Source organism: Mesorhizobium australicum WSM2073, from assembly GCF_000230995.2.
Lineage (GTDB): Bacteria > Pseudomonadota > Alphaproteobacteria > Rhizobiales > Rhizobiaceae > Mesorhizobium > Mesorhizobium australicum.
This window is the reverse complement of record NC_019973.1, coordinates 41,436-55,437: the sequence shown is the minus strand read 5'-3', so window position 1 is coordinate 55,437 and position 14,002 is coordinate 41,436. Positions and strand designations below refer to the sequence as shown.

Below are 14,002 nucleotides of genomic sequence, written 5' to 3'. Positions count from 1 at the left end.
TCACCCCCACTCCGGCCCTTCGGGCCACCTCTCCCCCTGCCCGGGGGAGAGGAAAACGCGGTCGCACGCTTGGCGCCTTTCCTCTCCCCGGTCGAACGGGGGAGAGGTGGTCTGCGAAGCAGACCGGAGTGGGGGTCGACAGCTTAAAGAGGCATCGTCATGACCGCCTCCGACGCCCGCACCTTCTCCCGTCGCGAATGGTTGCTGTCGGAGCGGCCGGCATCGCGCTTGCAGGCAAGGCTCGGCCGCGCCTATGTCGCGTGGCGGCGCTTTTCCGCCAACCGGCTGGCCTTTGTCGGCCTGCTGATCATCATCGCGCTGCTGCTCGTCGCCGTCCTTGCCGGTATGCTGGCGCCGTATTCGCCGACGTTCGGTGACCTGAAGAACGCGCGGCTGCTGGCGCCGAGTGCGCAGCACTGGTTCGGCACCGACGACCTTGGCCGCGACATCTATTCGCGCATCCTCTACGGCTCCCGCTGGACGCTTTATGTCGTCGTCCTGGTCGCCATCATCGCCGCCCCCATCGGTCTCCTGGTCGGCACCGTCGCCGGCTATGCCGGCGGCTGGACCGATGCCATACTGATGCGCATCACCGACATCTTCCTTGCCTTCCCCAAGCTGGTGCTGGCGCTGGCCTTCGTCGCCGCCCTTGGCCCCGGCATCGAGAACGCCGTGCTGGCGATCGCCATCACCTCCTGGCCGCCCTATGCGCGCATCGCCCGCGCCGAGACGCTCACCGTGCGCAACTCGGACTACATCAAGGCCGTGCAATTGATGGGCGCCTCGCCTTTCCGTATCGTGCTGCGCCACATCATGCCGCTGTGCATCTCCTCGCTGATCGTCCGCGTGACGCTCGACATGGCGGGCATCATCCTGACGGCCGCGGGCCTCGGCTTCCTCGGCCTTGGCGCGCAGCCGCCGCTGCCGGAATGGGGCACCATGATCGCTTCGGGTCGCCGCTTCATCCTCGACCAATGGTGGGTGGCTGGTGCGCCGGGCTTCGCCATCCTCATCGTCAGCCTTGGCTTCAACCTGCTTGGCGACGGCCTGCGCGACGCACTCGATCCCCGCAGCGGTGACCAATGAGTGGCCCCCCTGATCAGCAGCCATCCAAGAGCACGCTTCTCGACGTCGAGGATCTGCGCGTCACCTTTCCGACCCGCACCGGCATGATCGAGGCGGTGCGCGGCGTTTCCTTTTCGCTTGGCCGCGAACGCCTAGGCATCGTCGGCGAGTCCGGTTCCGGCAAGTCGCAGACGGGCCGCGCCATCATGGGCCTGACACCGCCGCAGGCCCGGATATCGGCCAATAAATTGACTTTCGACGGCATCGACCTGCTCGGCATCTCGCCGCGTCAACGCCGGGCGCTGCGGGGCAACCGCATCGCCATGATCCTGCAGGACCCGAAATATTCGCTCGATCCGGTGATGAGCATCGGCCGCCAGATCGTCGAGACGCTGCGCACCCACGAAAAGGTCGGCAAGGCCGAGGCGCGCGAGCGCGCGCTGGCCATGCTCGAGGCGGTGCAGATCCGCGATCCCAAACGCGTCTTCGACCTGCATCCGCACGAAGTGTCGGGCGGCATGGGCCAGCGCGCCATGATCGCCATGATGCTGATCGCCGGACCGGAAATGATGATCGCCGACGAGCCGACCTCGGCGCTCGACGTCACGGTGCAACTCGACGTGCTCGGCATCCTCGACAGGCTGGTCGCGGAGCGCGGCATGGGCCTGATCTTCATCTCGCACGATCTGCGCTTGGTCTCGTCCTTCTGCGACCGCGTCATCGTCATGTATGCCGGCAAGGTCGTCGAGCAGCTCAAGGCGTCGGAATTGAATCAGGCCCAGCATCCCTACACGCGGGGGCTGCTCAACTGCATGCCAAAAATCGGCGCCGACCGTCACCCGCTGCCGGTGCTCGACCGCAAGCCGGAGTGGGCGGCATGACTTCTGCGATTGCCGTCGACAGGCTGGAGGTGATCTTCGACCGCTTCCGCGCGCTGAAGGGCGTCAGCCTCGACGTGCAGCAGGGCGAATCCTTCGGCCTGGTCGGCGAATCCGGCTCGGGCAAATCGACATTGCTGCGGGCCATAACCGGCCTCGCGCCGGTCGCCTCGGGCAGCATCACAGTCAATGGCAAGACGCTCGGCGCGCGCCGCGACAAGGCCTTTTACCGCGAAGTGCAGATGGTCTTTCAGGATCCTTACGGCTCGCTGCACCCGCGCCAGACCGTCGACCGCCTGCTGCAGGAGCCGCTCGCCATCCATGGTTTTGCCGATGGCGAAAAGCGGATCGAACGCGCGCTCGACGAGGTCGGCCTCGGCAACGGCTTTCGTTTCCGTTACGCGCACCAGCTTTCCGGCGGTCAGCGCCAGCGCGTGGCGATCGCGCGCGCGCTTATCCTCGAGCCCTCGATCCTGCTGCTCGACGAGCCGACCTCGGCCCTCGACGCCTCGGTGCAGGCGGAAGTCCTCAACCTGCTGGAGGAAGTCCGCCGGCGGCGCAAGCTGACCTTCCTGATGGTCAGCCACGACCTCGCCATCATCACCCATATGTGCGAGCGGCTGATGGTGATGCAGGGCGGCGAGGCGGTAGAGAATCTGGTGGCCAACGATCTCGTCGAGCGCCGTGTGACGAAGGATTATACGCGCAACCTGTTGCGGGCCAGTGACGGGTTTGTGAGGACGGCTCCGAAGCAGATCTGACGATAGTTCTCCGCGTCACGCCAGGGAGCTCGACCTCGCCTTAAGTTTCCGCAACAGCGGCGAGGTCTACTTCGCCGCCCTGTTCCCGCTTCGGCTCCTTGATCCTGAACCACGTCACATAAAGCGCCGGCAGGAACAAGAGCGTGATCGCGGTACCCGCTATGATGCCGCCCATCATCGCATACGCCATTGGCCCCCAGAACACTTCGCGCGCGATCGGGATCAGCGCCAGGCTGGCCGCGGCCGCCGTCAGCGCGATCGGCCGCATGCGGTGCTCCGTTGCCTCGATGACCGCGGCCCAGCGATCCCTGCCCTCGGCGACAAGGTCCTCGATCTGCACGATCAGGATGACCGAGTTGCGGATCAGGATGCCGATCAGCGCCAAGACGCCGAGAATGGCGACGAAGCCGAGCGGCGCTCCGCTCGGCACCAGGGCCGCGACCACGCCGATCAGCCCGAGTGGCGCCACCGCCACCACCAGGAACAGGCGCTGGAAGCTCTGCAACTGCACCATCAGGATGGTCGCCATGACGAACAGCATCAGCGGCACCACGGCCGCGATCGGCCCCTGGCTCTTGGCGCTTTCCTCGACGGAGCCGGCGGTCTCGACCGAATAGCCGGCCGGCAGCTTGGCGATAAAGGCGTCGACCGACGGTTTCAACTCGTTGACGACGGTCGCCGGCAGCACGTCGCCGACCAAGCCGGCGCGCACGGTGATGGTCGGGATGCGGTCGCGTCGCCACACGGTGGGCTGCTCCAGATCGTAGCGAAAATTGGCCACCGCGGCGAGTGGGATCGCCTCGCCATTTCCGGTCGGCAACTGGATGTTTTGCAGCGTCTCGATCGAGCCGCGTTCGGCCTCGCGCGAGCGAGCCACGACGTTGATCAGGTACGTCGCGTCACGCACCTGCGTGATCGTCGCGCCGCCCACCGTGCTGTTCAGTGTGCTGGCGATGTCGGACGAGGTGATGCCGAGTTGGCGCGCCTTGTCCTGCAGCACGTCGACCCTCAGCACACGCTGCGGTTCGTTCCAGTCGAAAGTCGGCGCCGCGAGTTTCGGATTGACCGAGATCACGCCGGCGAATTGCTGCGCCAGTTCTCGCACCGTCTGGATGTCGGGGCCGCCGACGCGGTACTGCACAGGCCGCCCGACCGGCGGTCCGAGTTCAAGCGGCTTGACGAAAGCGTCGGTGCCGACAAACTCCGCGCGCAGCAGCTTCTCCAGCGCCGGCTTCACCCGGTTGCGCGCCTCGATGCTCTTGGTGACGATCACCGTCTGGCCGAAATAGGGATTGGCCGGCTGCACGTCATAGGCCAGCACGAAGCGCACGGCGCCCTGACCGATATAGGACGAAAAATGATCGATGTCGGGATTGCCAACCAGCGCCCGCTGTTCGAAGTGCTCCATCTGGTCGCGCGTCTCGGCAATCGACGAGTTCTGTGGCAGGTTCCAATCGACGATCAGCTCCGGCCGGTCGGAAGGTGGGAAGAACTGCTGCTGCACCAGGCCGAAGCCGGCGATCGAGGCGGCGAACAGAAGCACGGTCACGATGATCGTCAGCCAGTGATGGCGCACCGAGCCGACAAGGACGCGCCGGAACAGCGACGTGAAGCGCCCTGGCTGGTCATGATGCTTGGTCTTCATCGTCGCCGGCAGGATGGTCACGCCGAGCAGCGGCGCGAACAGCACCGCCACGATCCATGACACCAGCAGCGACACCGCAATGACGACGAACAAGGTGAAGGTGTATTCGCCGGCAGCACTCGAGTTGAGCCCGATCGGGATGAAGCCCGCGACCGTCACCAGCGTGCCGGTCAGCATCGGGAAGGCGGTCGAGGTGTAGACATGGGTCGCCGCCTTGCGCAGGCTGTCGCCGACCTCCAGCCGCGCCACCATCATTTCGACCGCGATCATCGCGTCGTCGACCAGCAGCCCGAGCGCGATGATCAGAGCGCCGAGCGAAATGCGCTGCAGCGATATCCCCAGATACTCCATGACCGTGAAGGTGATGGCCAGCACCAGCGGGATCGACAGCGCCACCACGAAGCCGGCGCGCATGCCAAGGCTGATGAACGAGACGGCAAGCACGATCGCCACCGCCTCGAACAGCGCACGCGTGAACCCTGAGACCGCCTCCTCGACGATGACGGGCTGGTCGGCTACCAGATGCACGCCGACGCCGACCGGCAGGTCGGCCAGCACCTTGTTCATCTCCTCATGCAGCGCCTCGCCGAATTTGAGCAGATTGGCGTTGGGCTTCATGCCGATGGCAAGCCCGATCGCGTTCTGGCCGTTGAAGCGGAACAAGGCCGTCGGCGGGTCGGCATAACCGCGCGTGATAGTCGCCACGTCGCTAAGCCGGAAGAACCGATCGTTGACGCGCAGGTTGATCGCGCGCAGGCTCTCCTCGGAGGTGAACTGGCCGCCGACGCGCACGCTGATGCGCTCCGGCCCGGACTGAATGACGCCGGACGGGGTGATCGCATTCTGGGCCTGCAGGCTGGCGACGATTTGCTGCTGGTTGAGGCCAAGCGCCGCTATCTGGCGCGTCGAGAATTCGAGATAGATGGCCTCGTCCTGCGCGCCGACCAGATCGACCTTGCCGGCATTGGGCACGGTCAGGATCTTGGTCCTGACATCCTCCACATAGTCGCGCAACTGGCGTGGCGTCAGCCCGTCTGACGTGAAGGCATAGATGTTGCCGTAGACATCGCCGAAGCGGTCGTTGAAGAACGGTCCCTGCACGCCTTGCGGAAACTGCGCCTTGATGTCGTTGACCATGTTGCGCACCTGGAGCCAGTTCGGCACGACGTCGCGCGCCTTGGTGGTGTCCTTCAGGTTGACGAAGATGACGGTCTGGCCGGCGGTGGTGACGGATCTGGTGAAGTCGAGGCTGTCGAGCTCCTCGAGCTTTTTCTCAATGCGATCGGTCACCTGCTGCACCGTCTCCTTGACCGAGGCACCCGGCCAGTTGGCCTGGATAATCATGGTCTTGATGGTGAAGTTGGGGTCTTCCTCGCGGCCGAGATTGAGATAGGAAAATACGCCGGCCACCACGAAGACCAGCATGAAATACCAGACCAGCGAGCGGTGGTTGAGCGCCCAGTCGGAGAGGTTGAAGCCCTTCATGAGGCTCCTCCCTCGGGCACTTTGACCTTCTGGCCGTCGACGAGGCTGTGAACGCCGGCGGTGACGACGCGCATGCCGGCCTCGAGCCCGTCCGCCACGGTGAAGGTGCCTCCAGACTTCCACGCGACCTTGATATCGCGCGCGCTCACGCTCGATGTCTTTGGATCGACGATCCACACTTTTTCAGAACCGTTTTTTTCGAGCAGCGCCGAGATGGGCAGTTCGATCGTTGGTACGACCTTGGTCATCCGGGTCGCGGTTACCGTCGAACCGAGCCTGAAGGCTTGCGGCGGATTGTTGAGCGTCAGCTTGACGCGCCGGGTGCGGGTCGAGCCCTCGGACTGGGGCGCGATCTCGCGCAGCTTGGCCTCTGTCTGGATTGTCGGCAGCGACTGCAAGATGACCTGGAAGGGCGTGCCGGCCGAGAGATCGCCGGTCAACTGGTCAGGAATATCGACGACCGCTTCACGCGGGTCCGAGCGTGCCACGGTGACGACCGTCTGGCCCGGCGAGACGGTTTGGCCGACCTCCGCTCCGACGGCGGTGACGACGCCGTCAAAATCCGAGAACAGCCTGGCGTAGCCGAGCTGCTCCTGGGACTTGGCCAGCGAAGCCTTGGCCCGCTCGACGCTGGCTTCCGCGGCCTTGCGTGCCTGCTGCGCGGCATCGAAGACGGACTGCGACGTATTGGCCGAGGTGAGCAACTGGCGCTGGCGCTCCTCGCTGGCGGCGGCATTGGCGAACTGCGCCTGCGCATTGGAGAGTTCGGCCCTGGCCGCCTGGACGGCCAGCTCCAGCGCGGTCGGGTCGAGTGCCGCGATCGTCGTGCCCTTGCTGACGATGTCGCCGACCTTGACGTCGCGCGAGACGACGCGACCGAGCAGTCGGAAGGCAAGATCGGCACTGACCTGCGGTTCGACCGAGCCGGCGAAACCGAAGATCTGGGTGGTGCGCGGCTCGACCACGACCGACAGCACCGGCCGGACGATCTCCGGCGGTTTTTCCTCCGATTTCGAACAGGCTGCGAGCGTGCCAAGCGCGGCAAGGCCAAGCAGGAGCCGCTTCATTGCGCCGCTCCCGATATTTCGACTGTCTGGCCGGGGTTGAGCAATTGCCCGCCTGACGTAACGACGCTCTGGCCCTCGCTCAGTCCCTTGGCAATGACGACGGTACCCGAATCGAACGCCAGCACCTCGACCGGCGTCGTCGCGACTGCCTTGGTCCCGGGATCGACGATCCAGACCGCCGGCTTGCCGGAGCTGGATGTCAGGGCCTGCCAGGGCAACAGGATCGCCTTCGCCGGCTTGGCGCCGACCGAGCCGATGACGGCCGCCCCAAGCGGCATGCCGGCGGGCGTCTCGGGAATGGCTACCTTGACCCTTATCGAGCCCGAAGCCGGGTCGACCGCCGGTGAGATCTCGCGCACCTTGCCCGTTGCTCTGACCTGCGGATCGGATAACAGCGTGATCGTCACCGCCGGCGAGGCCGGCGTCCTGGCGACCAGCGTCTCCTGCACGTTGAACACGGCGTCGCGGTCGCCGTCCTCGGCAACGGTGAAGACGGTCTGCGCCGCCTGCACCACCTGGCCGGCTTCGACCTGGCGGGCGGTGATCACGCCGGCGGCACCGGCCTTGAGTTCGGTGAAAGACAGGTTCTGCCGGGCATTGGCGAGTGCGCTCTGCGCGGCATCGACGCTGCCTTGCGCCACCTTCAGTGCCTGGTCGGCCGCGTCATAATCGCGCCTGGTGGTGAAGCCCTGGGCAAGCAGCGTCTTTTGCCGCTCGAAAGTGGCCGCGGCCTGGGTCAGTTGCGCCTGCGCGGCATCGAGATCGGCCTGCGCCGATCGCAGATCGGATTCCTGCTCCTGCGGATCGATGCGGGCAAGCACTGTCCCCTGATCGACATGCTGGCCGACATCGACAAGCCGCTCGGCGACGCGTCCGCCAACCCGGAACGAAAGATTGTTCAGCGTGCGCGCCGCGATCACCCCGGTCAGCGAGGTTCTCGGCGCATAGTCGGCCATCGCCACCGTTTCGGTGCGCACCATGACCGGCAGCTTCTTGTCCGCCGCCGCCTGCTTTTGGCAACCGGCGAGCAGCGCCAGGGCCGTGCAGGCGAGAATTGAAGCGGCTGGAAAAGACAAAAGGCTGGGAGTTTTGGCGGATGGCGGCGAGACGGACGATGTCACGTTCCTGCTCATGGCTCCCCTCGGCCGCGCCGGTCGCTGATCGCGGTCCCTCGCGGATAGTCAGGAGGATAGTCGATCCCGGAAAAAAGGAAACCGGTCTCGTAGACGTATCGCCGGACTGGTTAAGTCAGGCCCAATCGACCCTGCGATGGTGCCGGCTTGAGGAAAACCTGAAATAAGGCCAGAAGGGAACTCAACGGCATCAAACAGAACGGGCGCCGGCCCGGTGAGGGATATGATGAAGAACTCCGCCATTTCCGAACGCAAGAACCAGTCGATCTCGCGCGGCGTCGGCATGACCACGCAAATCTATGCCGATCGGGCCGAGAATTCGGAGATCTGGGATGTCGAGGGCCGCCGCTATATCGACTTCTCCTCGGGCATCGCCGTCGTCAACACCGGCCATCGCCATCCCAGGGTGATCGAGGCGGTCAAGGCGCAACTCGACCGCTTCACCCACACCTGCCACCAGGTCGTGCCTTACGAGAGCTATGTGCGGCTGGCCGAACGGCTGAACGCCATGCTGCCCGGCAAGTTCGAGAAGAAGACGATCTTCGTCACCACCGGCGCCGAGGCGGTGGAGAATGCCATCAAGATCGCTCGCAACGCCACCGGCCGCCAGGCCGTCATCGCCTTCGGCGGCGGCTTCCACGGCCGCACCTTCATGGGCATGGCGCTGACCGGCAAGGTCGTGCCCTACAAGGTTGGCTTCGGCGCCATGCCGGGCGACGTCTACCACGTGCCGTTCCCCGTGCAACTGCATGGCGTCTCGGTCGCCGATTCGCTGGCGGCACTCGACAAGTTGTTCAAGGCGGATGTCGATCCGGCCCGCGTCGCCGCGATCATCATCGAGCCGGTTCAGGGCGAGGGCGGCTTCTACGACGCGCCGCGTGAACTCCTGACGGCGCTGCGCAAGCTGTGCGACCAGCACGGCATGCTGCTCATCGCGGACGAAGTGCAGACCGGCTTTGCCCGCACCGGCAGGATGTTCGCCATGGACCATCACGAGGTGGCGGCCGACATCACCACGATGGCCAAGAGCCTGGCCGGCGGCTTCCCGCTTGCGGCGGTCACCGGCCGCGCCGAGATCATGGATGCGCCCAGCCCCGGCGGGCTCGGCGGCACCTATGGCGGCAGCCCGATCGGCGTCGCCGCGGCACACGCCGTCCTGGATGTCATCGAGGACGAAAAGCTCTGCGACCGCGCCAACACGCTGGGTGCGCGGCTGAAGCAGCGTCTGCAGTCGATCCGTGACGACGTGCCCGAGATCGTCGACATCAGGGGTCTGGGCTTCATGAACGCGGTTGAGTTCAACGACGTCAAGAAGGGCCTGCCGTCGGCCGAGATCGCCAACGCGATCCGCCTGAAGGCGCTCGACAAGGGCCTGATCCTGTTGACCTGCGGCGTCTACGGCAACGTCATCCGCTTCCTGGCGCCGATCACCATCCAGGACGAGGTCATGAACGAAGCGCTCGACATTCTGGAAAGCTCGATCCGCGAAGTCTGCGCCGCCTGAACGACAAGGACGAGCGTTCCGATTCACATGTCTTTGGGCATCTTTTCTTCCTCGAAGATGCCCTCAATATCGCGCGCGCCATGCAAAATGCGCTCGACGCGCACGTCGCTGCCCTGGGCGGTGTAGAAAATTATACATTTTTGGAACGCGACGGACCGCAGACCAGGCCAAAGCTAGGAACGAGGTGCGCCTCCGCGTGGCGCATTCTCTATGCGGCCACATCGTCCGCGAAGCGCCGCTATAAAACGGTGAGCGGCGGGCGGATTTTCAGCATGGATGTAATCGCCGATCTCCTCGATGTCCTGCACCGCGGCAGGCGCAAAACTGAGGGCCATTACTTGTGGGTTCCACCGCTGTATTTTTTCTCCAGCCGGTCAAAAACGCTGTTGGCCTGAATGCCCGGTCCGCTTTCTACACCCTTGCGGATGTCCTCACGCCGTGCCGCAAGTTTCGTTTGTCGCTGCTCCTCGCGTTCCTCCAAGAGGCGCAGGCTATCACGCACAACTTCGCTGGCGCTGGCATAGCGGCCGCTTTCAACCAGTTCGCGCACGAACGTTTCGTAGCGAGGTCCGATGCTGTAGCTCGCGGGCATGGGGACGGCCTTCCCTTTTATCCGAGATTATCAATTTATGATAAGCTCATTGATTTTTTTGGCAAGATCCCGGCCTGCTTTAGCCCGTAACCCGGGCAGGCTCGTCCTGGTGAAATTGTGCCAATGCCGCCTTCAGCCCTTCGGGACCCGTGGCCACCGTCTGCGGTGTCGGCGAGAAGCCGGCACCGAGCATCTTGCGGCCAAGCATGTGGTCGCCGGGGCGGTTGACGGATTCGATGCCGAGCAGCCGGTCTCCCGCGTAGTGGTAGATCGAGAACTTGTTGTCGGGCAGGTCACCGAGCACGACATGGCTGTCGCCGCCTGATGTCAGCCCGACCATCTGCAATTTCATGTCGCCAATGTCGGACCAGAACCATGGCACCGCCGAATAGGCGTCGGCGTGGCCTGATATGGTGCGCGCGGCGAGCCGCGCCTGGTCAGTGGCGTTTTGCACCGATTCCAGCCGCACGTCGCCGCCGGTGAACCAGTGCCGGTACGAGGCGGCGTCGCCGATGGCGAGGATATCCGGTACCGAGCTGCGCATCTGGTGATCGACGCGGATGCCGTTGGCGATGGTGAGGCCGGCTTCCTGCGCCAGTTCGACATTCGGCACGGCACCGATGCCCACCACGACCATGCGCGCCGGCAGCCTTTCGCCTGAGGTGGTGATCGCGGCGGTGACATGGCCGTCTTCGCCTTCGAGCCTTGCAATCGAGGTGCCGGTGAGGATGCGCACGCCTGTCGCTTCCAGCCTTTGCCGGACATGGCTAGCCACCACCGGCGCCACGGCGCGGCCAAGCAGCCGGTCGACCGCCTCGACAACGGTGACGGTGCGGCCCGCCGCCCGAAGCGTCGCGGCGATTTCCAGTCCGATGAAGCCGCCGCCGAGAATAACGACATCTTCGCTGTGCGCGCTCAAGTCCCGGATCAGCCGGGCATCCGCCAGCGAGCGCAGCGACACCACGCCGAACAGCTCCGCGCCGGGTAATGGCAAGGCACGCGGGCGCGATCCGGTCGCCAGGATCAGATGGTCGAAGGCAAGTGCGCCACCGCCAGCGATGTCGAGACTGCCGCGGCCGGTATCGATGCGCTCGATCCGGATGCCCGGCCGGTAGTCGATGGCGCTGCCGGTGTAGAAGGCTTCGCCGCGCAAGGGCTGCGGCTTGGCCGTGGCATCCTTGATGAAAGTCTTCGACAGCGGCGGCTTGTGATAGGGCAGTTCGTTCTCGTCGCCCACCAGGATCACCGGCCCATCATAGCCATCCTCGCGCAGACTGGCGGCCGCCTGCACGCCCGCATGACCCGCACCGACAATGACCACGCCGTTCTTCATCGCATTCCGATCCCGATTCGATCCTAGGACGCCTCGCCAAGTGGCAATTGCCTGGCACCGCCGCAAGAGAATGTCTGCGGGTCGCACCCGGGATGGCGACTGTCAATCGTACAGTTCGGCCGCAAAGCCGGTGCAGGGGAACGCGTAAAGTTGACAGTTGTAGTTTAGAATAATTCTAAACTGTTGTTTCGATTAGGTTTTTCAGCAATTTCCGTTGACTCCATCGAACTCGAAGTTTTAAGGAAGCTTGCGCATTGGCGCATCCCTTTGATGTCTGGGCCTTGAACCCGTTCGATTGGAGGCATTTTGGTGTCTTTCTTCCCTGAGCCGCGCGGCAGCGCGGCATATCTTGCGGCCGGTGGCATGCACACGGCCTGGTGCCGGTTGCCGCGCGCGCCGTTTGCGGAATTCCCGAGAAACTGGAGAGCGATAATGACGGCACGATATGGCAGCAGGCTTGTGGCGATCGGCGCCACGGCGCTGCTGACGGCGGCGGTGTTCGTGCTGCCTGCAAAGGCGCAAACCGATGCGAAGGCGGTGATCAAGACCTATTCCGACATCGCGCTTGCCAAGTACGAGGATTCGCTAACCACGGCGCGGACGCTGGACAAGGCGGTCGACGCGCTGCTGGCCAACCCGTCGGCGGAGACGCTCAATGCCGCCCGCGACGCCTGGAAGGCGGCCCGCGTCCCCTACCAGCAGACCGAGGTCTATCGCTTCGGCAACAAGGTCGTCGACGACTGGGAGGGCGAGGTGAATTCCTGGCCGCTGGACGAAGGCCTGATCGACTATGTCGCCAAGAGCTACGGCACGGAATCGGACGCGAATTCGCTCTACACCGCCAATGTGATCGCCAACAAGGAGATCGAGATCAACGGCAAGAAGATCGACGCCGCGACGCTTTCGCCGGAATTCCTCTCCGGCACCTTGCAGCAAGCCGGCGGTATCGAGGCCAACGTCGCTACCGGCTATCACGCCATCGAGTTCCTGCTCTGGGGCCAGGATCTGCATGGCACCGGTCCAGGCGCCGGCGAGCGTCCCTATACGGACTACGACCTCAAGAACTGCACCGGCGGCAATTGCGACCGCCGCGCACAGTACCTGAAATCGGCAACTGACCTTCTGGTCTCCGACCTGCAGAAGATGGTCAACGACTGGAAGGAAGACGGCGCCGCGCGCAAGAACCTCGTCGATGGCGAGCCGAACACCGCGATCTCGATCATCTTCACCGGGATGGGCTCGCTCTCCTACGGCGAACTGGCCGGCGAGCGCATGAAGCTCGGCCTGCTGCTCCACGATCCCGAAGAGGAGCATGACTGCTTCTCCGACAACACCTACAATTCTCATCTCTATGATGCAGTCGGCATTCGCGCCGCCTATCACGCCAGCTACACAAGGCTGGATGGTACCGTCGTTTCGGGTCCCTCGGTGCACGACATGGTCAAGGCAGCGGATCCGGCAATCGACAAGGAACTGTCCGACAAGCTCGATGTTTCGGTCGCCAAGATGGAAGCCATCAAGGCACGGGCATTGGCCGGCGAGGCCTACGACCAGCAGATCGCCGAGGGCAATACGGCGGGCAATGCCACCGTGCAGGCGGCAATCGACGCATTGATCGACCAGACCAAGTCGATCGAACGCGCCGTCGGCGCCTTGAAGCTGAACAACATCGCCTTCGAAGGCTCCGACAGTCTCGACGCGCCCGACAAGGTGTTCAAGTAAGCCCCCAGCCAAACGGCGCATCGGAGCGCCGTCAGCCAGAGCGACGAAATGCTGATCTGCCATTGCAACATCATCACCGAGAAGGAGATCGAGCAGACGATCATCGGCCTGCTGGATCAGGATCCCTGGCAGCTCATCGTGCCGGCAAAGGTCTATCACGCCATGCACAAACGGGGTCGCTGTTGCGGCTGCTTCCCAAATGTGGTCGAAACGATCATTCGGGTCACCGAGAACTACCACGCCCGCTCGCAGGCAAGCGGCGTGGACATCGTTTCACATCTGGATCGCGTCAGAGGCCTGCGCATCCAATACGGGAGCAGGACCCATGAAAGGCGAACCACAGATCATCGAGCGGCTTAACGAGGCTCTCTTTCTGGAGCTCGGCGCCGTCAACCAGTATTGGGTGCATTTCCGCCTGCTCGAGGATTGGGGATACGCCAAGCTGGCCAAGAAGGAGCGGGCGGAATCGATCGAGGAGATGCACCACGCCGACAAGCTCGTCGCCCGCATCATCTTCCTTGAAGGCCATCCCAACCTGCAGTCCGTGGCGCCGCTGCGCATCGGCCAGAACGTCAAGGAAGTGCTCGAATCCGACTTGGCCGGTGAATATGACGCGCGCACTGCCTATAAGCGCTCGCGCGAAATCTGCGAGGAAGCGGGCGACTACGTGACGATGAAACTGTTCGAGGAACTGCTCGCCGACGAGGAAAGCCATATCGACTTCCTCGAGACGCAGCTCGACCTGCTGGCCTCGATCGGTGAGGAAAAGTACGGCCAGCTCAACGCCGCACCGGCGGACGAGGCGGACTAAGGATAT

Annotated in this window: 13 protein-coding genes; 7 read left to right on the top strand and 6 right to left on the bottom strand. The window is 64.2% G+C overall.

Features of this window, described 5'->3' with window-relative positions; all coding sequences use genetic code 11:
* Positions 1-159 precede the first annotated feature (159 nt).
* From nikC to MESAU_RS00250, 3 genes are read left to right on the top strand one after another with little or no spacing between them, the layout of a single operon-like run.
* Complete coding sequence (nikC, locus tag MESAU_RS00260) at positions 160-1,086, top strand: nickel transporter permease (protein ID WP_015314038.1); 927 nt, start codon at positions 160-162, stop codon at positions 1,084-1,086.
* Positions 1,083-1,946: an ABC transporter ATP-binding protein gene (locus tag MESAU_RS00255; protein WP_015314037.1), complete on the top strand. Its 864-nt coding sequence runs from the start codon at positions 1,083-1,085 to the stop codon at positions 1,944-1,946. Before nikC ends, MESAU_RS00255 begins: the two co-directional genes overlap by 4 nt.
* Positions 1,943-2,704, top strand: coding sequence for an ABC transporter ATP-binding protein (locus MESAU_RS00250; protein WP_015314036.1), 762 nt, complete (start codon positions 1,943-1,945; stop codon positions 2,702-2,704). Before MESAU_RS00255 ends, MESAU_RS00250 begins: the two co-directional genes overlap by 4 nt.
* 40 nt (positions 2,705-2,744) lie before the next feature.
* Here MESAU_RS00250 and MESAU_RS00245 read toward each other — a convergent pair whose 3' ends face one another.
* From MESAU_RS00245 to MESAU_RS00235, 3 genes are read right to left on the bottom strand one after another with little or no spacing between them, the layout of a single operon-like run.
* Positions 2,745-5,834 (bottom strand): efflux RND transporter permease subunit, encoded by a 3,090-nt coding sequence (locus MESAU_RS00245; RefSeq protein WP_015314035.1) that lies wholly within the window; start codon positions 5,832-5,834, stop codon positions 2,745-2,747.
* The gene (locus tag MESAU_RS00240) at positions 5,831-6,901 is read right to left on the bottom strand and encodes an efflux RND transporter periplasmic adaptor subunit (protein WP_015314034.1); all 1,071 of its coding nucleotides are present in this window, start codon (positions 6,899-6,901) and stop codon (positions 5,831-5,833) included. The genes MESAU_RS00245 and MESAU_RS00240 overlap by 4 nt, the downstream gene beginning before the upstream one ends.
* Complete coding sequence (locus tag MESAU_RS00235) at positions 6,898-8,034, bottom strand: efflux RND transporter periplasmic adaptor subunit (protein ID WP_015314033.1); 1,137 nt, start codon at positions 8,032-8,034, stop codon at positions 6,898-6,900. The genes MESAU_RS00240 and MESAU_RS00235 overlap by 4 nt, the downstream gene beginning before the upstream one ends.
* Before the next feature lie 226 nt (positions 8,035-8,260).
* Here MESAU_RS00235 and MESAU_RS00230 point away from each other — a divergent pair, with 226 nt between their 5' ends.
* The gene (locus MESAU_RS00230; RefSeq protein ID WP_015314032.1) at positions 8,261-9,538 is read left to right on the top strand and encodes a 4-aminobutyrate--2-oxoglutarate transaminase; all 1,278 of its coding nucleotides are present in this window, start codon (positions 8,261-8,263) and stop codon (positions 9,536-9,538) included.
* Positions 9,539-9,711: 173 nt separating this feature from the next.
* Here the strand turns inward: MESAU_RS00230 and MESAU_RS31755 are convergent, their stop codons facing one another.
* The 3 genes from MESAU_RS31755 to MESAU_RS00220 form a co-directional block, all read right to left on the bottom strand.
* Entirely contained in the window at positions 9,712-9,873 is a 162-nt protein-coding gene (locus MESAU_RS31755; RefSeq protein ID WP_245262929.1) for a type II toxin-antitoxin system RelE/ParE family toxin, read from the bottom strand.
* Positions 9,873-10,130, bottom strand: a complete 258-nt coding sequence (locus MESAU_RS00225) for a type II toxin-antitoxin system ParD family antitoxin (RefSeq protein ID WP_015314030.1) — start codon at positions 10,128-10,130, stop codon at positions 9,873-9,875. Before MESAU_RS00225 ends, MESAU_RS31755 begins: the two co-directional genes overlap by 1 nt.
* 79 nt (positions 10,131-10,209) lie before the next feature.
* Entirely contained in the window at positions 10,210-11,463 is a 1,254-nt protein-coding gene (locus MESAU_RS00220; RefSeq protein WP_015314029.1) for an NAD(P)/FAD-dependent oxidoreductase, read from the bottom strand.
* A 432-nt stretch (positions 11,464-11,895) separates the two neighbouring features.
* Between MESAU_RS00220 and MESAU_RS00215 the strand changes: the two genes are divergently transcribed.
* The 3 genes from MESAU_RS00215 to bfr are packed head-to-tail and all read left to right on the top strand — an operon-like array spanning position 11,896 to position 13,996.
* Positions 11,896-13,185 (top strand): imelysin family protein, encoded by a 1,290-nt coding sequence (locus MESAU_RS00215; protein WP_015314028.1) that lies wholly within the window; start codon positions 11,896-11,898, stop codon positions 13,183-13,185.
* Between the two features lie 48 nt (positions 13,186-13,233).
* The gene (locus MESAU_RS00210) at positions 13,234-13,545 is read left to right on the top strand and encodes a (2Fe-2S)-binding protein (RefSeq protein ID WP_015314027.1); all 312 of its coding nucleotides are present in this window, start codon (positions 13,234-13,236) and stop codon (positions 13,543-13,545) included.
* Complete coding sequence (gene bfr, locus MESAU_RS00205) at positions 13,511-13,996, top strand: bacterioferritin (RefSeq protein ID WP_015314026.1); 486 nt, start codon at positions 13,511-13,513, stop codon at positions 13,994-13,996. Before MESAU_RS00210 ends, bfr begins: the two co-directional genes overlap by 35 nt.
* Positions 13,997-14,002: the final 6 nt, after the last annotated feature.